28 protein-coding genes are annotated in these 25534 nt (G+C 62.8%); 18 read left to right on the top strand and 10 right to left on the bottom strand.

The annotated features are described in order from the left end of the window. The first annotated feature begins 32 nt into the window (after positions 1-32). The 6 genes from H0241_RS10020 to sufA all read left to right on the top strand — a co-directional run bounded on the left by H0241_RS10020 (position 33) and on the right by sufA (position 4575). Positions 33-197 carry a hypothetical protein gene (locus H0241_RS10020; RefSeq protein ID WP_181057242.1) on the top strand — a complete coding sequence of 55 codons (165 nt, stop codon included), beginning with the start codon at positions 33-35 and terminating at the stop codon, positions 195-197. Positions 198-277: 80 nt separating this feature from the next. Then, positions 278-1033 carry a Fe-S cluster assembly ATPase SufC gene (gene sufC / locus H0241_RS10015; RefSeq protein ID WP_181057241.1) on the top strand — a complete coding sequence of 252 codons (756 nt, stop codon included), beginning with the start codon at positions 278-280 and terminating at the stop codon, positions 1031-1033. 40 nt (positions 1034-1073) lie between these two features. Beyond that, the gene (sufD, locus tag H0241_RS10010) at positions 1074-2342 is read left to right on the top strand and encodes a Fe-S cluster assembly protein SufD (protein ID WP_181057240.1); all 1269 of its coding nucleotides are present in this window, start codon (positions 1074-1076) and stop codon (positions 2340-2342) included. A 107-nt stretch (positions 2343-2449) separates the two neighbouring features. Beyond that, positions 2450-3691 carry a cysteine desulfurase gene (locus tag H0241_RS10005; RefSeq protein WP_181057239.1) on the top strand — a complete coding sequence of 414 codons (1242 nt, stop codon included), beginning with the start codon at positions 2450-2452 and terminating at the stop codon, positions 3689-3691. 5 nt (positions 3692-3696) lie between these two features. After that, complete coding sequence (locus H0241_RS10000; RefSeq protein WP_181057238.1) at positions 3697-4089, top strand: SUF system Fe-S cluster assembly protein; 393 nt, start codon at positions 3697-3699, stop codon at positions 4087-4089. A gap of 105 nt (positions 4090-4194) precedes the next feature. Next, positions 4195-4575, top strand: a complete 381-nt coding sequence (gene sufA / locus H0241_RS09995) for a Fe-S cluster assembly scaffold SufA (protein ID WP_027036998.1) — start codon at positions 4195-4197, stop codon at positions 4573-4575. A 138-nt stretch (positions 4576-4713) separates the two neighbouring features. Here the strand turns inward: sufA and H0241_RS09990 are convergent, their stop codons facing one another. Continuing rightward, on the bottom strand, positions 4714-5211 hold the full coding sequence (locus H0241_RS09990; protein ID WP_181057237.1) for a GFA family protein: 498 nt from the start codon (positions 5209-5211) through the stop codon (positions 4714-4716). Positions 5212-5302: 91 nt separating this feature from the next. Between H0241_RS09990 and H0241_RS09985 the strand changes: the two genes are divergently transcribed. Next, complete coding sequence (locus tag H0241_RS09985) at positions 5303-5626, top strand: TfoX/Sxy family protein (protein WP_181057236.1); 324 nt, start codon at positions 5303-5305, stop codon at positions 5624-5626. A gap of 256 nt (positions 5627-5882) precedes the next feature. On the opposite strand, the gene H0241_RS09980 is transcribed toward H0241_RS09985, so the two are convergent. Both H0241_RS09980 and H0241_RS09975 read right to left on the bottom strand, forming a co-directional pair. Beyond that, positions 5883-6800, bottom strand: a complete 918-nt coding sequence (locus H0241_RS09980; protein ID WP_181057235.1) for a pseudouridine-5'-phosphate glycosidase — start codon at positions 6798-6800, stop codon at positions 5883-5885. A 70-nt stretch (positions 6801-6870) separates the two neighbouring features. Further along, on the bottom strand, positions 6871-7815 hold the full coding sequence (locus tag H0241_RS09975; RefSeq protein WP_181057234.1) for a carbohydrate kinase family protein: 945 nt from the start codon (positions 7813-7815) through the stop codon (positions 6871-6873). Positions 7816-8198: 383 nt separating this feature from the next. Here H0241_RS09975 and recA point away from each other — a divergent pair, with 383 nt between their 5' ends. The 4 genes from recA to H0241_RS09955 all read left to right on the top strand — a co-directional run bounded on the left by recA (position 8199) and on the right by H0241_RS09955 (position 14027). Next, positions 8199-9299: a recombinase RecA gene (gene recA, locus H0241_RS09970; protein WP_112561417.1), complete on the top strand. Its 1101-nt coding sequence runs from the start codon at positions 8199-8201 to the stop codon at positions 9297-9299. A 261-nt stretch (positions 9300-9560) separates the two neighbouring features. Continuing rightward, positions 9561-12227 (top strand): alanine--tRNA ligase, encoded by a 2667-nt coding sequence (gene alaS / locus H0241_RS09965; RefSeq protein WP_181057233.1) that lies wholly within the window; start codon positions 9561-9563, stop codon positions 12225-12227. A 10-nt stretch (positions 12228-12237) separates the two neighbouring features. Then, positions 12238-13551 (top strand): SDR family oxidoreductase, encoded by a 1314-nt coding sequence (locus H0241_RS09960; RefSeq protein WP_181057232.1) that lies wholly within the window; start codon positions 12238-12240, stop codon positions 13549-13551. Then, complete coding sequence (locus tag H0241_RS09955; RefSeq protein ID WP_181057231.1) at positions 13548-14027, top strand: DUF2269 family protein; 480 nt, start codon at positions 13548-13550, stop codon at positions 14025-14027. Before H0241_RS09960 ends, H0241_RS09955 begins: the two co-directional genes overlap by 4 nt. A gap of 22 nt (positions 14028-14049) precedes the next feature. Here the strand turns inward: H0241_RS09955 and H0241_RS09950 are convergent, their stop codons facing one another. Together H0241_RS09950 and H0241_RS09945 are read right to left on the bottom strand one after the other, a co-directional pair. After that, the gene (locus H0241_RS09950; RefSeq protein WP_181057230.1) at positions 14050-14676 is read right to left on the bottom strand and encodes a glutathione S-transferase family protein; all 627 of its coding nucleotides are present in this window, start codon (positions 14674-14676) and stop codon (positions 14050-14052) included. A 71-nt stretch (positions 14677-14747) separates the two neighbouring features. Further along, a complete protein-coding gene (locus tag H0241_RS09945) occupies positions 14748-15959 on the bottom strand; it encodes an NADP-dependent isocitrate dehydrogenase (RefSeq protein ID WP_181057229.1) in 1212 nt (403 codons plus the stop codon). Between the two features lie 221 nt (positions 15960-16180). On the opposite strand from H0241_RS09945, the gene H0241_RS09940 reads away from it, so the two are divergent. The 3 genes from H0241_RS09940 to murI all read left to right on the top strand — a co-directional run bounded on the left by H0241_RS09940 (position 16181) and on the right by murI (position 18652). Further along, positions 16181-17029, top strand: a complete 849-nt coding sequence (locus H0241_RS09940) for an RNA methyltransferase (RefSeq protein WP_181057228.1) — start codon at positions 16181-16183, stop codon at positions 17027-17029. A gap of 79 nt (positions 17030-17108) precedes the next feature. Then, entirely contained in the window at positions 17109-17714 is a 606-nt protein-coding gene (locus H0241_RS09935) for a hypothetical protein (RefSeq protein WP_181057227.1), read from the top strand. Between the two features lie 149 nt (positions 17715-17863). Next, positions 17864-18652: a glutamate racemase gene (gene murI / locus H0241_RS09930; protein ID WP_181057226.1), complete on the top strand. Its 789-nt coding sequence runs from the start codon at positions 17864-17866 to the stop codon at positions 18650-18652. A 95-nt stretch (positions 18653-18747) separates the two neighbouring features. Here the strand turns inward: murI and H0241_RS35605 are convergent, their stop codons facing one another. Beyond that, on the bottom strand, positions 18748-18945 hold the full coding sequence (locus H0241_RS35605; RefSeq protein WP_235984202.1) for a hypothetical protein: 198 nt from the start codon (positions 18943-18945) through the stop codon (positions 18748-18750). Continuing rightward, entirely contained in the window at positions 18929-20131 is a 1203-nt protein-coding gene (locus tag H0241_RS09925) for an RNB domain-containing ribonuclease (RefSeq protein ID WP_235984201.1), read from the bottom strand. The genes H0241_RS35605 and H0241_RS09925 overlap by 17 nt, the downstream gene beginning before the upstream one ends. 145 nt (positions 20132-20276) lie before the next feature. Between H0241_RS09925 and H0241_RS09920 the strand changes: the two genes are divergently transcribed. Next, a complete protein-coding gene (locus tag H0241_RS09920) occupies positions 20277-20465 on the top strand; it encodes a DUF3008 family protein (RefSeq protein ID WP_181057293.1) in 189 nt (62 codons plus the stop codon). A 78-nt stretch (positions 20466-20543) separates the two neighbouring features. Here H0241_RS09920 and H0241_RS09915 read toward each other — a convergent pair whose 3' ends face one another. Then, positions 20544-20753, bottom strand: a complete 210-nt coding sequence (locus H0241_RS09915) for a hypothetical protein (protein ID WP_181057225.1) — start codon at positions 20751-20753, stop codon at positions 20544-20546. Between the two features lie 379 nt (positions 20754-21132). Between H0241_RS09915 and rpsD the strand changes: the two genes are divergently transcribed. The 3 genes from rpsD (at position 21133) to H0241_RS09900 (ending at position 23611) form a co-directional block, all read left to right on the top strand. Continuing rightward, positions 21133-21750, top strand: a complete 618-nt coding sequence (rpsD, locus tag H0241_RS09910; RefSeq protein WP_023773182.1) for a 30S ribosomal protein S4 — start codon at positions 21133-21135, stop codon at positions 21748-21750. A 150-nt stretch (positions 21751-21900) separates the two neighbouring features. Continuing rightward, a complete protein-coding gene (ttcA, locus tag H0241_RS09905) occupies positions 21901-22794 on the top strand; it encodes a tRNA 2-thiocytidine(32) synthetase TtcA (RefSeq protein WP_181057224.1) in 894 nt (297 codons plus the stop codon). After that, positions 22784-23611: an inositol monophosphatase family protein gene (locus H0241_RS09900; RefSeq protein WP_181057223.1), complete on the top strand. Its 828-nt coding sequence runs from the start codon at positions 22784-22786 to the stop codon at positions 23609-23611. Before ttcA ends, H0241_RS09900 begins: the two co-directional genes overlap by 11 nt. Positions 23612-23682: 71 nt before the next feature. Here H0241_RS09900 and H0241_RS09895 read toward each other — a convergent pair whose 3' ends face one another. Then, the gene (locus tag H0241_RS09895; protein ID WP_407941733.1) at positions 23683-24951 is read right to left on the bottom strand and encodes a multidrug effflux MFS transporter; all 1269 of its coding nucleotides are present in this window, start codon (positions 24949-24951) and stop codon (positions 23683-23685) included. Between the two features lie 117 nt (positions 24952-25068). Continuing rightward, positions 25069-25404: a Grx4 family monothiol glutaredoxin gene (grxD, locus tag H0241_RS09890; protein ID WP_112561431.1), complete on the bottom strand. Its 336-nt coding sequence runs from the start codon at positions 25402-25404 to the stop codon at positions 25069-25071. Positions 25405-25534: the final 130 nt, after the last annotated feature.

Genomic DNA, 25534 nt, shown 5'->3' with positions numbered 1-25534 from the left:
AATGAAACTGGACGTTTGAAAGGAAGTTTGAAGTGATGGATACGGTTCCGATCGTTTTTTACGCTTTGGTGTGCGGCGCGCTCTGCGCGGTCGCGCCCTCTATCCAGTCGACGCCGCGCCGGATGGCGGCGGGCGCGGTGACCGGGCTGGTCTCGGCAATTGTGCTGCCTTTTCTGCGCGGCATGTTTGGTACGTAAGCAGATGGTGGATGTCGGTCCGTTGACGGGATCGACATCCGGTTTCTGCTGGAAGCAATGACTAGGTGAAAGAACAAGAAATGCTCGAAATCAGAAATCTGCATGCCCGCATCGTCGATGACGGCACCGAGATCATCCGCGGCCTGAACCTGACGGTGAAAGCCGGCGAGGTCGCCGCCATCATGGGCCCGAACGGCTCGGGCAAGTCGACGCTGTCCTACATCCTCGCCGGCCGCGAGGACTATGAGGTGACCGAAGGCGACATCCTCTACAACGGCCAGTCGATCCTCGAAATGGACCCGGCCGAGCGCGCCACATCAGGCATCTTCCTCGCCTTCCAGTATCCGATGGAGATACCGGGCGTCGCGACCATGGAATTCCTCAAGGTGGCGATGAACGAGCAGCGCAAGGCGCGCGGCGAGGAACCGCTGAAGATCCCGGAATTCCTGAAGCGGGTGAAGGACGCGGCGGCCTCGCTCAACATGGACATGGCGATGCTGAAGCGGCCGCTCAATGTCGGCTTCTCCGGCGGTGAGAAGAAGCGCGCCGAGATCCTTCAGATGAAGCTTTTGGAGCCAAAACTCTGCGTGCTCGACGAGACCGATTCCGGCCTCGACATCGACGCGCTGAAGATCGTCTCGGACGGCGTCAATGCGCTGCGCTCGCAAGAGCGCGCCATCGTCGTCATCACCCACTATCAGCGGCTGCTGGAGCACATCGTGCCCGACTCGGTGCACGTGCTCTACAAGGGCCAGGTGATCAAGTCCGGCGACAAGTCGCTGGCGCTCGATCTGGAAGCCAATGGCTATGCCGGCGTGATCGGCGAAGCCGCGTGAGATGCCAGGTCATTTTGTACCAAAAGACAGGGCAAAGCTGATGAACATGCACTCGACACCCCAGCGCACCCAGGCCGAGACGGCGCTGATCGACGCCTTTGGCGAGCGGCTGTCGCTGCTGCCGGGCGACGGCGCGGTGACGCTGAAGCGCGACGACGCCATCGAAGCGATCAAGCACGGCCTGCCGACCCGGCGCATCGAATCCTGGCACTATACGGATTTGCGCCGGTTGCTGACCTCGGTGCCGGCATTCGATCCCACGGCCGCCGCCAAAGCGTTGCCGCCCATCGTCGAAGGCTCCGCAATCCTGGCCGTTCTGAACGGCGTTTCGAGCGCGAAATTTTCCGCGATCGAGGGCGTGTCCGTCCAGCGCCTGTCGGAAAAGCTGACCGATGGCTCGATCGCACCGGGCATGGACCCCTATGGCAACGATGACGCCATCGGCGCGCTGAACACCGCCTTTGTCGCCGACGGTTATTTCGTCGACATCGCCGATGGCACAGCGCTGGAAAAGCCGATCGAACTGCAGAATTTGCAAGCCGGCGGCCAGGTGCATGTGCGCTTCCCCGTGCGTGTCGGCGCGGGCGCCAAGGCTGCTGTCGTCGAGCGTCAGGCCGGCGAGGGCGCGGCACTGGGCAGCTCGGTCAGCCAGTTGGTGCTGGGCGAGGGTGCGGAGGTGACCTGGTTGATCGTGCAGGAGCAGCCGGAGACGGCTACCCATCTTGCCCAGTTCAAGGCGCATCTCGGCAAGAATTCGAAGCTGACGCTGTTCTTCATGAATGCCGGCGGCAAGCTTGTGCGCCAGGAGATCGTGGTCAGGACCACAGGCGAAGGCGCCGACTTCAAATTGCGCGGCATCAACCTGCTCGCCGGCGACACCCACACTGACGTGACCATGGTGCTCGACCATGCCGTGCCGCACACGACCTCGACCGAAGTGATCCGCAACGTGGTGACCGGCAAGGCGCGCGGCGTGTTCCAGGGCCGCATAAACGTCCATCAATACGCGCAAAAAACCAACGCCAAGATGGCCTGTAACACGCTGCTCCTGTCCGATGATGGCGAGTTCTCGACCAAGCCGGAGCTGGAAATCTTTGCCGACGACGTCATCTGCGGCCACGGCGCAACCGTCACCGAGATCGACCACAACCATCTATTCTATCTGATGGCACGCGGCATCGACGAAAAGAGCGCGCGGGGTCTTCTGGTGAAGGCGTTCGTGGCGGAAGTGATCGAGGAACTGGACGACGAGACCATCGTCGAGGCTTTGGAAACAAGGCTGGACGACTGGTTTGTGGCACACGGGTAAGTGCCTCTTTCCCTTCTCCCCTTGTGGGAGAAGGTGGATCGGCGCGTAGCGCCGAGACGGTTGATGGGTGTTGGAAGATCGCGGCCTTGGCCGGCTAGGACTTTGTAATGGACCAGAAAGTCGAAAACACCCCCTATGACGTCGAGGCGATCCGCCGCGACTTCCCGATCCTGTCGCGCGAAGTCTACGGCAAACCTCTCGTCTATCTCGACAATGGCGCTTCGGCACAGAAGCCGCAGGTGGTGCTGGATACCATCCAGCACGCCTATTCCAAGGAATACGCCAACGTCCATCGCGGCCTGCATTTCCTCTCCAATGCCGCGACCGATGCCTACGAGAAGGCGCGAGAAACGGTGCGCCGCTTCCTCAATGCACCGAGCACCGACAACATCGTCTTCACCTCGAACACGACTGCGGCGATCAACACCGTCGCCTATGGCTATGGCATGCCAAATATCGGCGCCGGCGACGAGATCGTGCTGTCGATCATGGAGCACCACTCCAACATCGTGCCTTGGCATTTCATCCGCGAGCGGCAAGGCGCCAAGCTGGTCTGGGTGCCGGTCGACGATCTCGGCGTCTTCCACATCGAGGAATTCGAAAAGCGCCTGACCGACCGCACCAAGCTGGTCGCCATCACGCAGATGTCGAACGCGCTGGGCACGGTGACGCCGATCAAGGAGATTGTCCGTATCGCCCATGCACGCGGCATCCCGGTGCTGGTCGACGGCAGCCAGAGCGCCGTGCATATGCCGATCGACGTCCAGGATCTCGACTGTGATTTCTTCGTCTTCACCGGCCACAAGGTTTATGGACCCTCGGGCATCGGCGTGCTCTACGGCAAGAAGGACATTTTGCAGGGCATGCGCCCCTTCATGGGCGGCGGCGAGATGATCGAGGAGGTGACGGAAGACATCGTCACCTACAACGAGCCGCCGCACCGCTTCGAGGCCGGCACGCCGCCGATCGTCCAGGCGATCGGTCTCGGTGCGGCGCTTGAGTACATGGAAAAGATCGGCCGCGAGCGCATCGCCGCCCACGAGGCCGATCTCAAGACCTATGCGCATGAGCGTCTCAGAGCGATCAACTCGCTGCGCATCTTTGGCGATGCACCTGGCAAAGGCGCCATCATCTCGTTCGAATTGCAGGGTATTCACGCCCATGACGTGTCGATGGTGATAGACAGGCAAGGCGTGGCGGTCCGCGCCGGCACCCATTGTGCCCAGCCGCTGTTGAAACGCTTTGGCGTAACCTCCACATGCAGGGCATCGTTCGGCATGTATAATACCAGGGCCGAAGTCGACGCTTTGGCCGAAGCGCTTGAGAAAGCGCGCAAGTTCTTTGGATGACGACCATGAATGATGCGAGCCACACAACCGAGACCGCGCCGGAAGCAGCGATCAATCCGCTGGTATCCGCCTCGGCCATTCCCACCGACGAACTGGCGCGGCTGACCGACGACATCGTCTCGGCGCTGAAGACGGTCTACGACCCGGAAATCCCGGCCGACATTTATGAACTCGGCCTGATCTACAAGATCGACATCGAGGACGACCGCTCGGTCAAGATCGACATGACGCTGACCGCACCGGGCTGCCCGGTGGCCGGCGAAATGCCGGGCTGGGTGGAAAACGCCGTCGGCGCCGTCGAAGGCGTCTCCGGCGTCGAGGTCAACATGACCTTCGACCCGCCCTGGTCGCCCGACCGCATGTCGGAAGAGGCGCAGGTGGCGGTTGGCTGGTACTAGCCAGGCAAGATCTGGCGCACTTGCGCCAGTGGTAAAACTTCACCATTTTAGGTGAGGAATCATTCGGCAGGCCTTGAACCTGCATGGAATGGAAGAGGAAAAAGTATGGGACGCTTCGCCGTCATCACGATGACCGAAAAGGCCGCCGACCGGGTGCGCGAGATTGTCGCCACGCGTGACAGCGCGCATGGCATTCGCCTCGGCATCAAGAAGGGCGGCTGCGCCGGCATGGAATACACGGTCGACCTGGTGACCGAGCCCAACACCAAGGACGACCATATCGAGCGCGACGGCGCCCATGTCTATGTTGCGCCTGAGGCAGCGTTGTTCCTGTTCGGGACCGAGATGGATTTCGAGCAGACGACGCTGCGCACCGGCTTCACCTTCCACAACCCGAACCAGAGCTCGGCCTGCGGCTGCGGTGAGTCCGTCGAATTGAAGCCCGCCGATCTAAAGGCGCTGGCAGAGGCGCGCGCGTCGGCCTAGACGCCTCTTCCTTCTCCCCGTTCACGGGGAGAAGGTGGCCCGAAGGGCCGGATGAGGGGCGGCGCTAACTTCTGCGAGGCTGGCGCCGCCCCTCATCTGCCTGCCGGCATCTTCTCCCCGTAAACGGGGAGAAGGACGCTACTTCACCCACATCCCCGTCCGCTTGTGCCAGTCGGCGATCGATTCCTCGGGATAGACGTCGAAGACCTTATCCTTTCTGCCGATATCCGGCTCGACCCAACTCGCCTTGTATTTCAGCATCAGATGCACCTTTTCCGGCGGCTTCGGCAGCTCGCTGTCGATCGCCGAGGCGAAGGGATGCACCAGATCCGGCCAGGTCGGGTCGTAGAGCCAGAGCGCCGAGCCGCATTTCTTGCAGAAATTGCGCTCGCCCGACGAGATCTCGCATCGCGGGTGTTCGTCGTCCTCGATCTCGGCCTGGTAGACGCCGAGGCTGCGCTTTCCCTTGATCTTCAGCGTCTTGTAGTCGGCGCCGAGATTGATGGCGAAGCCCCCGCCACCCTGCTGCTTGCGGCATATCGAGCAGTAGCACAGCATGAACGGCACCGGCGTGTGGCTCTTCACCTCGAAATGGACGGCATCGCAGCGGCAGGATCCTTTGAGCAGAAGCGGCATGAAAGCACTCCGACGAATTTCGTTCTCAACCTGTCAGCATGGTTTTGGTTGCGGCGATGACAAGGCCGAATCCCAGTGACATGATCGCGGCATGGACAATGAACGCATAGAAGAACTTTTCGAAAGCCTGGGCCCGGTCAGTATCCGAAAACTGTTCGGCGGCAAGGGCATCTATTGCGACGGCGTCATCGTCGCCATCGTGCTGCGCGGCGAGTTGAAACTGAAGGCCGATGGAGAAAGCGCGCCCGATTTCGAAGCCGCCGGCTGCCAGCAATGGACCTATACCGGTTCGCGACACGGCAAGCTGGTCGCCATGCCCTACTGGAGCATTCCCGACAGCGCTTTCGACGATTCCGACGAGATGGCGGTCTGGGCGCTCCGGGCGTATGAGGCAGGGCTGCGGGCGGGGAAGTAACGGGTACTTTCGAGCGTTGCGGCTGTACCGAGCTTGTCGCGAACGCCGAGGGACAGCACCCCCCTCTGTCCTGCCGGACATCTCCCCCTCAAGGGGGGAGATTGGCAGCTTCGTCGGTAGGCCTTACTTTCAGCGTTGGCGATTGGCGAAAGGCAGAGTGACATCCAATCTCCCCCTTGAGGGGGAGATGTCCGGCAGGACAGAGGGGGGTGTGAAGGATCGCGGCGTTCACTTCTAGCCATGCGTCTTTCCCTGCCTACAGCGCCTTGGCAATCTTCGCCGCCAGCCGCGCATTGTTCTCGACCAGCGCGATGTTGGTCTTCAAGCTCCGGCCGCCGGTCAGTTCGAGGATTTTTCCCAGCAGGAACGGCGTCACCGCCTTGCCGGTCACGTTCTGCACTTCCGCTGCCTTCTGTGCGGCCTCGATATAGCCGGCCATCTCGTCGGCCGGGATTTCGTCATCCTGCGGCACCGGGTTGGCGATCAGCATGCCGCCGCCCAGGCCCAGCGCAGCCCTTGTCTTGAAGAAATGCGCGATCTCTTCCGGTCTGTGCAGTGTCAGCGGGGCGCGAAACCGCGACTGCCGCGACCAGAAGGCCGGCATTGTTTCGCAGCCATGGCCGATCACCGGCACGCCGCGCGTCTCGAGCACCTCCAGCGTCTTTTCAATGTCGAGGATAGCCTTGGCTCCAGCCGAGACGACGATGACCGGCGTGCGCGCCAGCTCGTCGAGATCGGCTGAGATGTCGAAGCTTTTCTCCGCGCCCTTGTGCACGCCGCCAATGCCGCCGGTGGCAAACACCTTTATCCCGACCATGTCAGCCGCGATCATGGTGGCGGCGACCGTCGTGCCGCCGGTGCGGCCTTGCGCCACCGCAAAGCCGAGATCGGCGCGCGACAGCTTCATGGCGTCGCCGGTCATCGCCAGCGACTCGCGCTCGCCGTCGGAGAGGCCGATCTTGATACGGCCGGCGACCACGGCGATCGTCGCCGGCACCGCGCCATTGTCCAAAATGATCTTCTCGACATTGGCCGCCATGGCGCCATTGTCCGGGTAAGGCATGCCATGGGTGATGATGGTGCTTTCCAGCGCCACCACGGGTCGGCCGGCTGCAAGTGCTTCGGCCACCGGCTTGTGGACGTCGATGAAGGGGCGGGCGCTTTGCGGGGTCATGATGGTCTCCGATCCGGCGCGCCGCGCGTCCCCTTGGACGGCGCGCTCCGGCAATGGCAATTGGCCGCCCTCATGCCATTTCCTGCGCGTCCGGCACAAGGGCCAGCGCCTCGGTGAAGGTCGCGGTCGTAAAAGCGGGGACCGCGTCCGCGCTTTCGATGGCAAGCGTCGCCGCTGCCACGCCTTCGCGCAGGGCCTGGCGCAGGGTCAAGCCGCGCAGCAGGGCAGCGATGGTAGCGCCCGCCAGCGCGTCGCCGGCCCCGGTGACGTCGGCGACCTTTCTCGGCGCCGGCGGCAGGATCGAGAAGGCGCCGGCTTCGTCGAACCCCAGCACCGGGCCTTCGCCCGCCGTCACCACGCCACTCCTGAGGCCGCTGCAGCGCAAGCCGTCGACGGTCTCGCGCTCGGTGGCATTCGCGCCGACGCCGGCCAGCACCATGGCCTCGCGCCGGTTCATGAAGACCTGCGCGAGTTCCTTCAGCACCGGGATCAGCCGCACCACCTTGGCCGGCGAAATGGCGATGCAGTAGACCGGCTTGCCGGCGGCGAGCGCCACCAGCCGCTCCAGCGCGGAGGACGGCAGGTTGGCATCGCACAGCACCGCATCGGCTTCGGCGACGACCTCGCGCACCTTGGAACGGCGGATCTGCTTGGGGAACGCCAGGTCGTAGAGCGCCATGTCGGCAAAGCCGGTGATCAACTCGCCGTCGCTGTCGATCAGCGCCGTGTAGCTCGGCGTCGTGCGGTCGAGGAACACCGCCGACAGATCGGCAATGCCGGCTTCAGCGATGGCGCGCGCAATCGTCTCGGCCGAGGCATCGCCGCCGCGCACCGATAGCAGCGAGGCCGAGACGCCACGCCGCACGAGGCTGCGCAACGCGTTGAAGACGCCGCCGCCGACATCCTCACGCATCGTGCCGGGATTCGAGGCAGCCGGCACGTAAGCGCCGGACACCTGGCCTCGCCGGTCGATATGGGCGCCGCCCACCGCCAGGATTTTTGCAGATTTCACCATGCCGGCGATATGACCTTTGTTATTCCTGCCGCACAAGCGCCAGAGCAATTCCAGGAAGTGTGGAACGGCTTTCCCTTGGGAATTGCGTCAAAGCAAGAAGCTAGGGCAAGTCGCCGTTTCCATGAAACGGTGAACTGCCCTAGGCTGTGCGGCGGAGCTTTGCAGGCAAGCCAGCGATTCGGGTTGATCGAAACAGCCGGACCGGCTGGCCCAATGTCGGATGCATCCGGAAACAGAGCCCTGAGACAAAAAAGAACAAATCCGGATAAAGATTGTTTTTCAGATATTTGATCCCCCTTGCCAAACGAGAACAAAAAAGGTACAAACTAGGGCAGGGATTACGGATTGTCCGGCCTTCATTGACGACCAAGGGGTGATGTATCATGGCTCAGAATTCTTTGCGGCTTGTAGAGGACAAAGCGGTGGACAAATCAAAGGCTCTGGACGCGGCGCTGTCGCAAATCGAGCGCGCCTTCGGCAAGGGCTCGATCATGCGGCTTGGCGCCAACGAGCAGGTCGTCGAGATCGAAACCGTGCCAACCGGATCGCTTGGCCTCGACATCGCACTTGGTGTTGGCGGCCTGCCGCGCGGCCGCATCGTCGAGATCTACGGGCCGGAAAGCTCGGGCAAGACGACGCTGGCGCTGCACACGGTTGCCGAGGCCCAGAAGAAGGGCGGCATCTGCGCCTTCGTCGATGCAGAGCACGCGCTCGACCCGGTCTATGCCCGCAAGCTCGGCGTTGACCTCGAAAACCTGCTGATCTCGCAGCCCGACACCGGCGAGCAGGCGCTTGAGATCTGCGACACGCTGGTGCGTTCCGGCGCCATCGACGTGCTGGTGGTCGATTCGGTCGCGGCGCTGACGCCACGCGCCGAAATCGAAGGCGAGATGGGCGATTCTCTGCCCGGTCTGCAGGCGCGTTTGATGAGCCAGGCGCTGCGCAAGCTGACCGCCTCGATCTCGCGCTCCAACACCATGGTCATCTTCATCAATCAGATCCGCATGAAGATCGGCGTCATGTTCGGCTCGCCCGAAACCACGACCGGCGGCAACGCGCTGAAATTCTACGCTTCGGTGCGCCTCGACATCCGCCGCATCGGCTCGGTCAAGGACCGCGACGAGGTCGTCGGCAATCAGACCCGCGTCAAGGTGGTCAAGAACAAGCTGGCGCCGCCCTTCAAGGTGGTCGAGTTCGACATCATGTATGGCGAAGGCGTGTCCAAGACCGGCGAACTGGTCGACCTCGGCGTCAAGGCCGGCGTGGTCGAGAAGTCAGGCGCATGGTTCTCCTACAATTCGCAGCGCCTCGGCCAGGGCCGCGAGAACGCCAAGCTGTTCCTGCGCGACAATCCCGACACGGCGCGCGAGATCGAACTGGCGCTGCGGCAGAATGCCGGGCTGATCGCCGAGAAATTCCTCGAAAATGGTGGCCCCGAGCGCGGCGAAGACGACGGCTTCGAGGAAGAATCCGGCGCCATGTAGGTCAATGGTCAGAGTTCGGCCATAAATCAGGCATATCATCTGATGCTTAAGTAACAGAGTTCTTTAGTATCGCGTTCCAAACCGCCGGCCTTCGCGTCGGCGGTTTTCGTTTTTGGAAGTCCGGCGAACGCACGGATTGGCCCAATTCCGTGTTTCTGGACAGGGTGCGGTGCGCCCGCTAAAAGGCCAAGTCCATCTTCCAATGGGCAACGTCCATTTGCCGCCGGCCGCGCCGGCGGTTTTCGCGAAAAGGCAGCAGTCATGAGTGGCGTGAACGAGATCCGGTCGACATTTCTCGACTATTTCCGCAAGGAGGGCCACGAGGTCGTCGCCTCGAGCCCGCTGGTGCCGCGCAACGACCCGACGCTGATGTTCACCAATGCCGGCATGGTGCAGTTCAAGAATGTCTTCACCGGCCTTGAGAAGCGACCCTATTCGCGCGCCACGACCGCGCAGAAGAGTGTGCGCGCCGGCGGCAAGCACAACGATCTCGACAATGTCGGCTACACCGCGCGCCATCTGACCTTCTTCGAGATGCTCGGCAACTTCTCCTTCGGCGACTATTTCAAGGAGCGCGCCATCGAGCTTGCCTGGAACCTGATCACCAAGGAGTTCGGGCTGAACAAGGACAAGCTGTTGGTCACGGTCTATCACACCGATGACGAGGCGGCCGGCTTCTGGAAGAAGATCGCCGGTTTCTCCGACGACCGCATCATCCGCATCCCGACCTCGGATAATTTCTGGGCGATGGGCGACACCGGACCGTGCGGCCCGTGCTCGGAAATCTTCATCGACCGCGGCGAGCACATCTGGGGCGGCCCTCCCGGCAGCCCGGAAGAGGACGGCGATCGCTTCCTCGAATTCTGGAACCTGGTGTTCATGCAGTATGAGCAGGTCACCAAGGAAGAGCGCATCGATCTGCCGCGCCCGTCGATCGACACCGGCATGGGCCTGGAGCGCATGGCCTCCATCCTGCAAGGGGTGGAAACCGTCTTTGAAACTGATCTGTTCCGCCACCTGATCGACGCGGCGTCGTCCGCTATCGGGCAGGGGCCAGACAAGGAGACGGTCGCGTCCTTCCGCGTCATTGCCGACCATCTGCGCTCGTCCTCCTTCCTGGTGGCCGACGGCGTGCTGCCTTCCAATGAGGGCCGCGGCTATGTGCTGCGCCGCATCATGCGCCGCGCCATGCGCCATGCGCAGCTGCTCGGCGCCAAAGAGCCGCTGATGTGGAAACTGGTGCCGGCGCTGGTGCGCGAGATGGGCCAGGCCTATCCCGAGCTGCTGCGCGGCGAACAGCTGATCACCGAGACGCTGAAGCTCGAGGAGACACGCTTCCGCAAGACGCTGGTGCGCGGCCTTGGCCTGCTTTCGGAGGCGACGGAAACGCTGCATGCCGGCGACATGCTGGACGGCGAGACGGCCTTCAAGCTCTACGACACTTACGGCTTCCCGCTCGATTTGACGCAGGACGCGCTGCGCCAGCGCAACATTTCGGTCGATCTAGCCGGCTTCACCCATGCGATGGAGCAGCAGAAGGCCGAGGCGCGCAAGCATTGGACCGGCTCCGGCGACGCGGCCACCGAGACGATCTGGTTTTCGGTGCGCGAACAGAACGGCGCCACCGAGTTCCTCGGCTACGAGACTGAAGCTGCGGAAGGCCTCATCCAGGCGCTGGTCAAGGACGGCAAGACCGTCGACAGCGCGGGCAAGGGCGATACGGTGGCGGTGGTCGTCAACCAGACGCCGTTCTACGGCGAATCCGGCGGCCAGATGGGCGACACCGGCATCATCTCGGGCGAAGGTTTTTCGATCGAGATCACCGATACCCAGAAGAAGGCCGACGGCCTGTTCGTGCATCTGGGCAAGGTGGCGAGCGGCACGGTCAAGACCGGTGCGGCCGTCGAACTGAAGGTCGACCATGCACGGCGCACCCGGCTGCGCGCCAACCATTCGGCGACGCATCTGATCCATGAGGCGCTGCGCGAGGTGCTGGGCACGCACGTCGCGCAGAAAGGCTCGCTGGTGGCGCCGGAGCGGCTGCGCTTCGACATCTCGCACAACAAGCCGATCTCGGCGGAAGACCTCGAAGAGGTCGAGCGCATGGCCAATGAAATCGTCGTCCAGAACAGCCCGGTGACGACGCGCCTGATGTCGGTCGACGACGCCATTGCCGAGGGCGCCATGGCGCTGTTCGGCGAGAAATACGGCGACGAAGTGCGCGTCGTGTCGATGGGCACCGGCGTGCAAGGCGCCAAGGCCAACCGGCCCTACTCGGTCGAGCTCTGCGGCGGCACCCATGTCCGGGCGACCGGCGATATCGGTCTGGTCCGCGTCGTCTCCGACAGCGCGGTCGCCGCCGGCGTGCGCCGCATCGAGGCGCTGACCGGCGAGGCTGCGCGCAAATATCTCGACGAGCAGGACAGGCGCCTGAAGGCAACTGCGGCCGTGCTGAAGATCTCGCCGGCCGACGTGCCGGCGCGTGTCGAGACGCTGCTCGAGGAGCGCAAGAAGCTCGAAAAGGAGCTAAGCGAAGCGCGCAAGAAGCTGGCGCTGGGCGGCGGCGCCGCTGCCGGCGCGCCGGCTGAGAACGAGACCGTCGCCGGTGTCGGCTTCCTCGGCAAGGCCGTCTCCGGCGTCTCGCCGAAGGATTTGAAGCCGCTGGCCGATGCCGGCAAAACCTCGCTCGGCTCTGGCGTCGTTGTCTTCGTCGGCGCCGGCGAGGACAACAAGGCAAGTGTCGTGGTCGCCGTCACCGACGATCTCGTCAGCCGCTTCAGCGCCGTCGATCTGGTGCGCGTCGCCTCGGCCGCCTTGGGCGGGCAGGGCGGCGGCGGGCGGCCCGACATGGCGCAAGCCGGTGGCCCGGACGCCTCGAAGGCCAATGATGCCATCGCCGCTGTCAGGGCGGCGCTGGAGGCAGCCTGAAAGCCACCCTATGCCCGATAGCCCCCGCAAGAAGGTGCTTGTCCTCGGCGGCTACGGACTGATCGGAGAAGCCGTCGTCGGCCGCCTGCTTGGCGACGGGCATCAAGTGACCGGCCTTGGCCGCGATGTCAGAGATGCCGAACGGCGCTGGCCGGCGGTGCGTTGGGTCGCGGTCGACATGGCGCGGCTGCTAACCGCCGAAGACTGGCTGTCCATAGTCGTGGGCATGGACGCGGTGATCAATGCGGCCGGTGCCTTGCAGGACGGTCCGCGCGATCGCCTCGACGACGTCCACCGCGGCGCGGTCGTGGCGCTGGTCGCGGCCTGCGAACAGGCCGGTATCAGCCGCTTTGTGCAGATCTCCGCCATTGGTGCTGATCCCGCCTCGCCGGATGCTTTCTTCAGCACCAAGGCACAAGGCGATAAGGCCGTCGCAAGCTCGTCGCTGGAGTGGACCGTCCTGCGCCCGGGCCTGGTGATCGCGCCCGCCGCCTATGGCGGCACGGCACTTCTGCGCGCCCTTGCGGCCTTTCCCGGTTTTATCCCTGCAGTGATGGCGCGCCAGCCGATCCAGACCGTGGCGGTTACTGATGTTGCCGAAGCAGTGTCACGCGCGGTCGCCGGATCGCTGCCGCCGCGTCTTTCCGTCGATCTCGTCGAAGCCAGGCCCCGCTCGCTTGCCGAAGTGCTGGTTGCCTTTCGGGCATGGCTTGGCCTGCCACCGGCCCGCATCGTGCCGATGCCGGCCTTTCTCGGCCGGATCGCGGCTGTTGTTGCCGATGGTCTTGGCCTGCTTGGCTGGCGTTCGCCTTTGCGCAGCGCAGCCCTTGCCGCGCTGGCGCGCGGCGTGACCGGCAACGCCACGTCCTGGAGCGAGATTTCCGATCACAAGCTGCAGCCGCTGGAGGCAACGCTGGCCGCCATGCCGGCGCATGTCCAGGAACGATGGTTCGCGCGCCTTTGGCTGACGAAGCCCATCATCTTCGGCTGCCTCTCTCTGTTTTGGCTGGTCTCCGGCATTGTCGGCTTTATCAGGCAGGATGCAGCGGCCGACATTCTGGTCTCGCATGGCCTGTCGCCCACCTTGGCACTCGGGATGGTTCTTGCCGGAAGTGTTGCCGACATCCTTGTCGGCGCCGCCATTCTCGTGCGGTCCCTTGCGCGCGCCGCGCTGATGGGGATGGTTGCCATCACCTTGGCCTATCTTGGCGCAGCGACCGCGCTCGCACCCGATCTGTGGCTCGATCCCCTGGGAGCAATGGTCAAGGCGGTGCCCGCGCTTTGCCTTGCCCTGGTGGCCCTGGCGATTCTGGACGAACGATGAACCTCTGGGTCGACCTCCTGCGCTGGGCGCATATCATCGGCGCCACGGTTCTGTTCGGCACCGGCGCCGGCATCGCCTTCTTCATGCTGATGGCGCAGCGCACTGGCCGTGCTGAACTCGTAGCTCATGTCGCCGGCACCGTCGTCATCGCCGACACCATCTTCACGGCGACCGCCGTCATCGTCCAGCCGATCACCGGCGTATTGCTGGCGCAGGCCGTGGGCTGGCCGCTGTCGGAAGGCTGGATTGTGCTGTCCCTGCTGCTTTATGTCGTGACCGGCCTGTTCTGGCTGCCGGTGGTCTGGATTCAGATCCGCATCCGCAACCTGGCGCGGCAGGCGGCCAGCGAAAACGCGCCGCTGCCGCCTGAGGAAAAGTGCCTGTTTCGCATCTGGTTTCTTTGCGGCTTTCCGGCCTTTGCCGCCGTGCTCGCCATTCTCTGGCTGATGGTCACAAGGCCCGAGATAGGGTTTTAGCCCATTGCCATCTGCGGGCTGCTCAATCGGCCTTTTCGGTCACGGCAAAGGCGTTCCGGGAGGCAATGCGGTCCCACCAAGCCTGGATGTCGGCGAACGCTGCAATCAGCTTTTGGCCCTCGGGGACCTTGAGGAAATAGCCGATGATGGATGCTGCATGCAGGTCGGCCAGCGTCAGCTGATCGCCGAACAGCCACGGCCCGGGCGCATTGAGGGAGGTGAGTACCCTGAGCACCGTTTCGGCCTGGCGCAGCCCGTTCGCGATCAGCACCTCGTCGGGCGCTTCTTTCTCCAGCCGCTCGACGGCGACATCCCAGACCATCGATCTGTAGGCATAGGCGTCGAGCATGCCGATAATCTGGTTCATCCGCGCGCGGCCGCGCGGGTCCTTCGGCTGCAGCGCCGGGCCGTCGAATGCTTCGTCGACATAGCGGGCGATCGCACTGGTTTCGAACAGGCGAAAGCCATCATGCTCGAAAGCCGGAATGCGGCCGAACGGGTGATGCTCCAGATACCAGGCCGGGATGCCCTCGGCCGCGAAGATGTCGAGAGGCACCAACTCATAGCCGACGCCTTTTTCCGCCAGCGCGAGGCGGGCGATGCGGACATAGACGCTGTAATCAGCGCCGTAGAGGATCGGCTTGGTCATCGATCAGCCTCGCGCCTGCTCATATTGCTCGCCCAAAAAGCGAAGGCTCCTTTCGGAGCCTTCGTCTCGGCCTAGGCCATCGCCTTCTGCAGATTCTCGTCGATCTTGTCGAGGAAGCCGGTGGTCGACAGCCAGGGCTGGTCGGGGCCGATCAACAGCGACAGGTCCTTGGTCATGAAGCCGCTTTCGACCGTCTGGATGCAAACCTTTTCCAGTGTGTCGGCAAACCGCTTCAATTCGGCATTGTCGTCGAGCTTGGCGCGGTGCGCCAAGCCACGCGTCCAGGCGAAGATCGAGGCGATCGAATTGGTCGAGGTTTCCTCGCCCTTCTGGTGCTGGCGATAGTGGCGGGTGACCGTGCCGTGCGCGGCTTCGGCTTCCACCGTTTTGCCGTCCGGCGTCATCAGCACCGAGGTCATCAGGCCGAGCGAGCCAAAACCTTGCGCCACCGTGTCGGACTGCACGTCACCATCATAGTTCTTGCAGGCCCAGACATAGCCGCCCGACCATTTCAGGGCGGAGGCCACCATGTCGTCGATCAGGCGGTGCTCGTACCACAGCTTCTTCGACTTGAACTCGGCCTCGAATTCGGCCTCGTAGACTTCCTGGAAGATGTCCTTGAAGCGGCCGTCATAGGCCTTGAGGATGGTGTTCTTGGTCGAGAGGTAGACCGGATAGTTGCGCAGCAGGCCGTAATTCAGCGAGGCGCGGGCGAATTCGCGGATCGAATCGTCAAGATTGTACATCGCCATGGCGACGCCGGCGCCGGGCGCGTCGTACACGTCGTGCTCGATCACCTTGCCGTCCTCGCCGACGAACTTGATGGTCAGCTTGCCCTTGCCGGGAAAGCGGAAGTCGGTGGCGCGGTATTGATCGCCGAAGGCATGGCGGCCGACGATGATCGGCTTGGTCCAGCCAGGCACCAGGCGCGGCACGTTCTTCATGATGATCGGCTCGCGGAAGATGGTGCCGCCGAGGATGTTGCGGATGGTGCCGTTCGGCGACTTCCACATCTTCTTCAGCTTGAATTCCTCGACGCGCTGCTCGTCGGGGGTGATGGTCGCACATTTCACGCCGACGCCCCACTTCTTGATGGCGTTCGCCGAATCGATGGTCACCTGGTCGTTGGTGGCGTCGCGATGTTCGACGCCGAGGTCGTAATATTCAAGCTTCAGGTCGAGATAAGGGTGGATCAGCTTGTCCTTGATGAACTGCCAGATGATGCGGGTCATCTCGTCGCCGTCGAGTTCGACGACCGGGTTCGCCACCTTGATCTTCGCCATGGAAAGAATGCCTCGCTTTTGGGGAACAAAACGGCCTTGCCCGCATGGCTTTCGGCCGGGGATGCGGAGCGTATATCAAAGCCTATTTGGCCACGCAAACGCCGATCAGCGCTGAATGGGTGGTCTGTGCGGCGACCCGGTGTTTTTGCAAACGCTTCATTTTGGCGGGCGGATGTGGCAGGGAACGCTGAAAATGCCGCAAACAGCAGTTCATTGAGATCATGTCCGCCGCGCAACTTCCTGAAAACGTCTCCGCCGCCGGCCCGGCGATCATCCTGGTCGAGCCGCAGCTTGGCGAGAATATCGGCATGGTCGCGCGCGCCATGGCCAATTTCGGCCTGTCCGAACTCAGGCTCGTCAATCCGCGCGACGGCTGGCCAAGCGAGAAGGCGCGTGCTGCCGCCAGCCGCGCCGACCATGTCATCGACGCCGTCACGGTGTTTGGCGATCTGGCGTCGGCTGTCGCCGACCTCAATTTCGTCTTCGCCACCACGGCGCGAGAGCGCGACGGTTTCAAAGCCGTGCGCGGGCCGGTCGAGGCGGGCAGGGCGCTCAGGGCGCGCCAGGCAAGTGGCCAGCGTACCGGCATCCTGTTCGGGCGTGAACGCTTCGGCCTCTACAATGACGAGGTCGGGCTGGCCGACGAGATCGTCACCTTCCCGGTCGATCCCGGCTTCTCCTCCCTCAACATCGCCCAGGCCGTGCTTTTGATGTCCTATGAATGGATGAAGTCGGGACTGGAGGACGAGACGGCGACCAATTTCTCCAGTCCGGAAATGAAGCCGGCGAGCAAGGAAGAGTTGCACGGCCTGTTTGCCTATCTCGAAGGCGCGCTCGAAGCGCGCGGCTATTTCCGCCCGGCACCGAAGAAACCCAAGATGGTCGACAATCTGCGCGCCGTCTTGACCCGCGCCGGTTTCGCCGAGCCGGAACTGAAAGTGCTGCGCGGCATCATCTCGTCGCTCGACCGGTTTTCACCGGCAATGCCGCGCGGCGACGGATCGCCGGGCGACGATCCGAGACGGCTTCCGGCCGCCGCGAAAAGCCGGAAGACAGACCAAGAAGGTTAAGATCAGTAAGCTTCGAACGTCCGGCGTAACCGAATATTATCCGGTGCTGATCCATTGTTGTGAAAACGGTGGGTCGCTCATGTTCACCTCCAATATCGGCCGCATGCGCTTCTTCTTCTATTCCCTCGGGGTAGCTTTCCTTGAGGCCATGGCTGCTCTGGTGTGCATTGTCGGGACGATAGGCTTGGAGGGCTTCATCAACTCCGCGCCCGGTCCGTCGCGGCAAGGAATGGCCGGCGCGGTCCTTATTGTTTCCCTGCTGGCTGTGGTCATGCGCGGCAACATCGCCTGGCGTCGCAGCCGCGACGCCAACGGCAAGGCCTGGATCCTGTGGTCCTACATCGTGTTCTGCGCCATCTACGCCTTTCTGCAGGCAGGCACGCTGCTGGTCATCGATTTCAACAATCCGGAAAACACGTCCAGCGGTCTCAACCTGCTTGCGCTGTCGATCTTTGGCCTCTGGTGCACGATCCTGGTAGCAAAGCCAGTGGCCGGCGTTAATATCGACGAGCTGACATCGGTTTTCGATTTCGAGGGCGCCGTTCCGGCACAATCGGGCAGCGGCCGCATGTCCAGCAGTGCCGCACTCTCGACTGCCCGCGCCACGCCGGTCACGCGTTCGGTGCCGTCCGTGCAGCTGCAGGGTCGTCCTCGGCCCGCCGGCTTCGGCAAGCGCGGGCTGTAGAGCAATAGCGAGAAAGCGATCTTCGCGGGCTCTGCGCAAAACTTGCCTGAATTCGCCACTTCAAGACCATGATCGTTGCGGATAGAACGGCATCGGCCACATCACCGGCCAGCCCTTCTGATCTCCAGCCCTTTCATGGTCCGACATCAATGAGCCACCGTCCGATCCTGATGTTCGATTCCGGCGTTGGCGGATTGACGGTACTGCGCGAAGCGCGCGTGCTGATGCCCGACCGGCGCTTTGTTTACGTCGCCGACGATGCGGCTTTTCCCTACGGCGCCTGGGAAGAGCCGGCGCTGCAGACCCATATACTCGATCTCTTCGCACGGCTGCTGGACCGGTTTTCGCCAGCGATTTCGGTCATCGCCTGCAACACCGCCTCGACGCTGGTGATCGACGCGCTGCGCGACAGATTTCCAGGCCATCCGTTTGTCGGCACGGTGCCGGCGATCAAGCCGGCGGCCGAGCGCACCCGGTCCGGGCTAGTCTCGGTGCTGGCGACCCCGGGCACCGTGAAGCGCCAGTACACGCGCGACCTGATCAGCAAATGGGCGCAGAAATGCCATGTCCGCCTGGTCGGCAGCAACAATCTGGCCGGATTGGCCGAAGTCTATATGCGCGAGGGCTTTGTCGACGAGGAGGCCGTGCGTGCCGAGATCGCGCCTTGCTTCGTCCAGCATGACGATTTGCGCACCGATATCGTCGTGCTCGCCTGCACGCACTACCCGTTCCTGGCCAACCGCATGCGCAAGACAGCACCCTGGCCGGTGGATTGGCTCGACCCAGCCGAGGCGATTGCCCGCCGCGCCTTGTCGCTGCTTCCGGCAGTCGACGGGCCATTGCCGCAAGGCGAGCCCGACATCGCCGTCTTTACCTCGGGAAAGGCGGATTTCGCCATCAGCCGGCTGATGCAGGGTTTTGGCTTGAGCGCGCGCTAGAGCAATTCCAGGAAAAGCGCGTAGCGCTTTCCCTTGAGGAATTGCGTCAAAAAAGAAATAGAGCAGTTCGCCGTTCTGTGAAACGGTGAACTGCTCTAGGCAGGTTCGAAGACGACGCTGCGTTGGTCCGGATCGGCCGAAACCAGCCTTAACGCCAGACGATCGCCTTGTCTGGACCCGGAGGCCTTCACATTGGCAACGACAGGCATGTCCGAGAGCTGAACGCGCATACGCTGGTCGGCGACGTCGGTGACGACGGCCTTGAACATCTCACCCTCACGTCCCTTCAGCATGACTGCCTCGGCAAGGTCGATGGCCGCGTGGTTGATCTGCGAGGCGCGAGCATCCGCGCGCCCCATAACCCTCGGCAATCTGGCGAACGCATCGGCAACGGCCTGGGGCACCGGCTGCCCGTTGGCGATTGCCAGCGTGCAGCGCACGACGTAGCGGTCCGCCAGCCGCCTCAGCGGCGCGGTGGCGTGCGCATAGGTCGCAGCCATCGCCTCGTGCCACGGGACAACGCCTTCCGCATAGGGTTGGTAGGACGCACCGGAACCGGCACGGCGGATTTCCAGCATCAGCGCTGCCTGTTGCTTTTTGCCCGGATCGAGGGTTCGCTGATAGTCGCGCAAGCTGGTCGAGGCCGGCCACGACAAGGCCGAGAGCCTGTGCCGCGTTGCGCAGCCTTTGCACCTTGGAAGCATCCGGCGGCGCCATCACCCGGAACAGCCCGGTCCGGTGTGCCAGCATGGCGTCGGCAATCGCCATGTTGGCGGCCAGCGAAAGCGCGGCGTTGTCTTTCTCGGATTGCAGCAGCGGCCTGAACGCAAGCTGGAATGTGCCATCGGCAAGCTGTTCCACCTCCTGCTCGGGCGGGTCGACGCGGGAAGCGCCACGACGTTCTTCGGCTGCCGCCATGCGCCGCGCAATTTCGGCGAAGCCTGTGGGAACGTCGGAGGCTCGCACCCTGTCATAGGCGAGCTTGGCACGGCTCTGAATAATTGCCCGCTCCGCGCCGTCCAGCTTTACCGCTCCGTCCTGAGCGACCCGGACCGTGAAGATAACAGCCGGGCGCGGTCCGCTGGGCAGCAAGCTCGCCGCACCCTCGGCAAGCACCGGGGGATAGAGCCCGGCCTTGCCGTCCGGCAAATACAGGGTCTCGCCGCGCGCCCAGGCTTCAAGGTCCACCGCGTCGCCGTCCTCGACGAACCAGGCCACGTCGGCAATGGCATAGTGCAACAGGAGGTCGCTGCCGCTCGCCTCGATCGAAAACGCCTGGTCAAGATCGGTGGAAGTCGCCGGATCGAGTGTCACGAAGGGCATCGCCGTCCGGTCGGTATGCTGGTTGGGCGCGCGCTTGGCCGCCGTCTGTGCGAGGGCCACCACGTTGGGCGGAAATCCGTTCGGCACATGAAACTCGGTGCGGATTTTTGAGAGGCCGTTGGCGAGTGCTTTCGAGGGGTCGTTCAACGATTTCATCGCGCCGTCCTACACTGGCGTTCCGGACACGGGAAGGCCGATTTGCTGGCAGGGCAGACACGAGCGCGGACCGGAAGTTGAACTACCACAGGAACCGTCGCCGAAGCGCTACGTTTCTTCTTCTGGCAGCAAAGGAGGAACCGATATGCCTGCAAAATCACAAGCCCAGCAAAAGGCCGCCGGCGCCGCGCTTTCGGCCAAACGCGGCGAAACCAAGAAAAGCGAACTCATAGGCGCTGCACGCGAAATGTATGAATCGATGAGCGAAAATCAGCTTGAGGAGTTCGCCGAGACCAGGCGCAAGGGGCTGCCGGAGAAGAAATCGGCAGACTGAAGCCCGGATATTGTGCCGTCAAAAACAAAGAGCCCGCGGCCGAGACCGCGGGCTCTTCACTTTAGGCCGAAGCCGAATCTACCACCGCCACCAGCAGCGCTTCACCCTGTAGTGGATGACCCTCTTGTGGCCGTGCCGCCAGACAACCTTCTTCTTCACCACGATGCGGCAGACCTGATGGTGTCTGTGACCGTGCCAATGCCTGGCCATCGCAGGCTCGGGGACGGCAATCGACATCGATCCTGCCAGGACGGCTGCACTTACCAACGAAAGGAAGAACTTCTTCATGCGACTTCAGGCTCCTCTAGGTCCAGTCCCTTCCTAATGCCGTCGGCAACGACCCCGCCACGTCCGGCACCGCAACGTCAGAAATGCTATATGGTTGCCGCAGCCGCCGCCAGCGGCGAGCTTGACAGCGGTTAAATCTCCGTTTAACGAGCCCACCAACACCGGGCCGCAATGCCCGGTGGTTTCTTTTGCATGGCAAGACATCAGGGAAAACAGGTTTTTCGTTTCCTTGGTCTTGTTTGAAATGACGTGTCCCGTGGGTTTTCCATCGCATTGTGTGGAAAACCCTGTCAGGTCTCGAAAACGGAGGCCAGAGGAGGGCGCGTTTCCTTCACCCGGACCATGAGGTTCCGGGTGGTTTGTTTTGAAAGGGAATGCGATGAGCAAGCGCGAATCCGCGAAGTACAAGATCGACCGCCGTCTCGGCGAAAACATCTGGGGCCGCCCGAAGTCCCCGGTCAACAAGCGTGAATACGGCCCCGGCCAGCACGGCCAGCGCCGCAAGGGCAAGCTTTCCGATTTCGGCCTGCAGCTGCGCGCCAAGCAGAAGCTGAAGGGTCACTATGGTGACGTCTCCGAAAAGCAGTTCCGCAAGGTCTATGAAGAGGCTGACCGCCGCAAGGGCGACACCTCGGAGAACCTGATCGGTCTGCTCGAGTCGCGTCTGGATGCGGTCGTCTACCGCTCCAAGTTCGTGCCGACCATTTTTGCCGCCCGCCAGTTCGTCAACCACGGCCACGTCAACGTCAATGGCAAGCGCGTCAACATCGGCTCGTACCGTTGCAAGCCGGGCGACGTCGTCGAAGTGCGTGAAAAGTCGAAGCAGCTGGTGATCGTGCTCGAGTCGGTCGGCCTCGCCGAACGCGACGTGCCGGACTACATCGAAGCCGATCACAACAAGATGGTCGCGACCTTCTCGCGTATCCCCGGGCTCGCGGACGTTCCGTTCGCCGTGCAGATGGAACCGAACCTGGTCGTCGAATTCTATTCGCGCTGATCGGCCTCATTGCCGCAGACATCGAAGGCCGCCTTTCGGGGCGGCCTTTTTCTTTGTGCATCGCGCTTGCGAAGCATCGACCAAAAACCGATTTCGATTTTCGAGCCAATGCGCTAATCCGGGCGCAACAGGGATTTGGGCCGACGCGCCATGAACATGTTGCCAAACGCCGATCTGCTAGAACCGGTTGCCGATGCCGAAGGCGGCTTCCACCCGCTGTTCGCCGAGGTGCCGTCCTCGGTCGAATTCAACAAACTGCGCAAGCGGCTGTTGCGGCTGACCCGCCAGGCGATCGAGGATTTCGCCATGGTCAGACCCGGCGACCGCTGGCTGGTGGCGCTCTCCGGCGGCAAGGATTCCTACGGCCTGCTCGCCGTGCTGCTCGACCTCAAATGGCGCGGGCTTTTGCCGGTCGAGCTCCTGGCCTGCAATCTCGACCAGGGCCAGCCGAATTTCCCGAAGCACATTTTGCCAAACTATCTCGACGCGCACGGCATCGCCCATCGCATCGAGTATCAGGACACTTATTCGGTGGTCACCGACAAGCTGCCTCAGGGCAGCACCTACTGTTCGCTGTGCTCGCGGCTGCGGCGTGGCCATCTCTACCGCATCGCGCGCGAAGAGGGCTGTTCGGCGCTGGTGCTCGGCCATCATCGCGAGGACATCCTCGAGACCTTCTTCATGAACCTGTTCCATGGTGGGCGCCTTGCCGCCATGCCGCCAAAGCTGCTCAATGATGACGGCGACGTCATGGTGCTGAGGCCGCTGAGCTATTGCGCTGAGGCCGATCTGGAAAAATTCGCCGGCGCGATGAAATTCCCGATCATTCCCTGCGATCTTTGCGGCAGCCAGGAAGGCCTGCAGCGCAACGCCACGAAGGCGATGCTCGACGATATGGAAAAGCGCATGCCCGGCCGCAAGGACACGATGCTGCGGGCACTGTCCAACACCAGGCCCTCGCATCTGCTCGACCGCAAACTGTTCGACTTTGCCGCCCTCAACGGCAGTCTCACCGCAGGACAAGACATTTCCGATGATTTTTGACGACCGTGCGATCGACTGGCTGGCCGAGCTTCTCGCCGATGCAGCCAAAGCCGAGATCATGCCGCGCTTTCGCCGGCTGGGCGAGGGCGATGTCCGCCAGAAGACCTCGGCCGCCGATCTGGTGACCGAGGCCGACGTCAACGCCGAGCGGCTGATTACGGCCAAGCTGCGCGAGCGCTACCCCAAGGCGATGATCGTCGGCGAGGAAGCCTGTTCCGACAATCCGGCGCTGCTCCAGGGGCTCGGCGATGCCGATCTCGCTTTCGTCGTCGACCCGGTCGACGGCACCTTCAACTTCGCCTCCGGCGTGCCGCTGTTCGGCGTCATGCTAAGCGTCGTGATCAAGGGCGAGACCGTGGCCGGCATCATCCATGATCCCGTCGGCAAGGACTGGCTGATCGGCGCCAAGGGCGCCGGCAGCCATATCCGCCATGCACATGGCGCGCTGGAGAAGGTGCATGTCGCTGACGCCGTGCCGGTCTCGCAGATGACCGGTTCGGTCTCCTGGCAATATCTGGCCGAGCCGCAACGCTCGCTTCTGGCCCGCAACCAGACCAAGACGCTGACGCAGTTCGGTTATCGCTGCGCCGCGCATGAATACCGGCTGCTGGCCAGCGGCCATGCTCACTTCGTCGTCTACAACAAGCTGATGCCGTGGGACCATCTGGTAGGCGTGCTGATCCATGCCGAGGCCGGAGGCTACACCGCGCGTATCGACGGCAGCGCCTATCTGCCCTCGCATGTCGATGGCGGTATCCTCGTCGCGCCCGACCGCGAAAGCTGGCAGGAGCTGCGTCGCGAACTATGGGCTGACTAGGATCAATTCCTGCTCTGTCGTTTAAGCCGCCAGGCTTCCGGCCTACAGACCAAAATTAATGCAGGCCAAAATCAATGCAGATCGGTGACGTGACCTGAAACGGGCGGGTTGTGCGGCTGGAACATTTTGCCCCGCTCAGCGATGAGGATCATCAGCAGCGCCGCGACCGAGACGCTGCAAAAGCCGGCGGCCAGGGGCGTCACCGTGCCGTTGAAGGCCTGGCCGATCAGCGTACCGAGAATGCCGCCGAGAAACGTCTGCATGAATCCCAGGATCGATGACGCCGTCCCAGCCAACTGACCGAGCGGTTCCATGGCCAGTGCGTTGAAATTGGCGCCGAGCGCGCCGAATGGCAGCATCGCGCTGGCGAAGAAGGCGATGAACAGCCACAGCGGCATCGTCATTTCCAGTGACACAGTAAGCCAGGCAAGGCTGATCACCAGGAACAACAGCAGCGCACTCTGTGAGAGGCGGCGCATGCCAATGCGGCCGACCAGGCGCGAGTTGAGGTAGTTCGAAAAAGCAAGAACGCCCGCGACACCCGCGAAGATGACCGGAAACATCTCGCCGACATGAAAAATGTCGACATAGATTTGCTGCGCCGAGGCAATGAAGCCGAACATGGCGGCGAAGATGAAGGTGCTGGCAAAGGCATAGCAGAGCGCGATGCGGTTGGTGAGCACGATGCGGAAACCGCCGACGACGGATGAGACCGTCAGCGGCCGGCGGTATTCCGGATGCAGCGTCTCCGGCAGGCGCAGCAGCGACCAGGCCGACACGATCAGCGCCCCGACTGCCATGGTGACGAAGATCCAGTGCCAGCTTGCGAACAGCATGATGAACTGGCCAATTCCTGGAGCAATCACCGGGATGGCCATGAACACCATGAAGATCAGTGACATCACCTCGGCCATGCGCCGGCCGTCGAATGTGTCGCGTACGATCGACACCGCGATGACGCGAGTGGCGGCCGCACCGATACCTTGCACCAGCCGGCAAAGGAGAAGGATGGCGAATGACGGGGCGATGGCGGCAGCCGCCGCCGCCACAACATAGATCGCAAGACCGACGACCAGAGGTGCGCGGCGCCCGAACCGGTCCGAGATCGGTCCGAAGAAAAGCTGTCCGCCGCCGAAGCCCAGGATGTAGGCGGTGATGACATATTGGCGGTGGTTTTCATTTTCGACGCCGAGCGTGGCGCCTATCTGCTGCAGCGCCGGCAGCATGATGTCGATGGCCAGCGAGTTCAGCGCCATCAGCGCCGCGCACAGCGCGATGAATTCCCAACGCGGAATAGGCAATTTGCTTGCCTGTTGCGGCGCTTGTGACTGCTGGTCCACGGCGGGTCCGATCTTCAAAACGAATATGCGCCGGCATGCCGGCGCATCGGTTCGTCCTCACCCCAATAGGGGAGGTAGCATTTTGTCGGGGCGGGGCTGCCCCGTATCAAACCAGAATCAGGCTGTCGCTTTGACGCTGACGCCCTTTTCGACGAGGAACGTCTGCAACTCGCCCGCCTGAAACATTTCGCGGATGATGTCGCAGCCACCGACGAATTCGCCTTTGACGTAGAGTTGCGGGATCGTCGGCCAGTTCGAATATTCCTTGATGCCCTGGCGCAGTTCGGCCGAGGTCAGCACGTCGACGCCCTTATAGTCGGCGCCGATGTAATCGAGGATCTGCACCACCTGGCCGGAAAACCCGCACTGCGGAAAACCGGGCGTGCCCTTCATGAAAAGGACGACGTCGTTACCCTTAACTTCGCTGTCGATGTAGTCGTTGATGCCGCTCATGGAATATCCTTTCACGCCTGTGGGAGTCAGGCTCGAAGCATAGCCATCAAATAAACCCATAGATGGGCCGAAACAAGATGTTTGCGCCGCTGCCGCGGAAATGGCGCAAAGGATCGCCTGTGTTGGGCCA

The organism is Mesorhizobium neociceri (genome assembly GCF_013520985.1).
Classification (GTDB): Bacteria; Pseudomonadota; Alphaproteobacteria; order Rhizobiales; family Rhizobiaceae; genus Mesorhizobium; species Mesorhizobium neociceri.
Note: the sequence above shows the minus strand (reverse complement) of the source record. Positions and strands in the feature narration are given on the sequence as shown.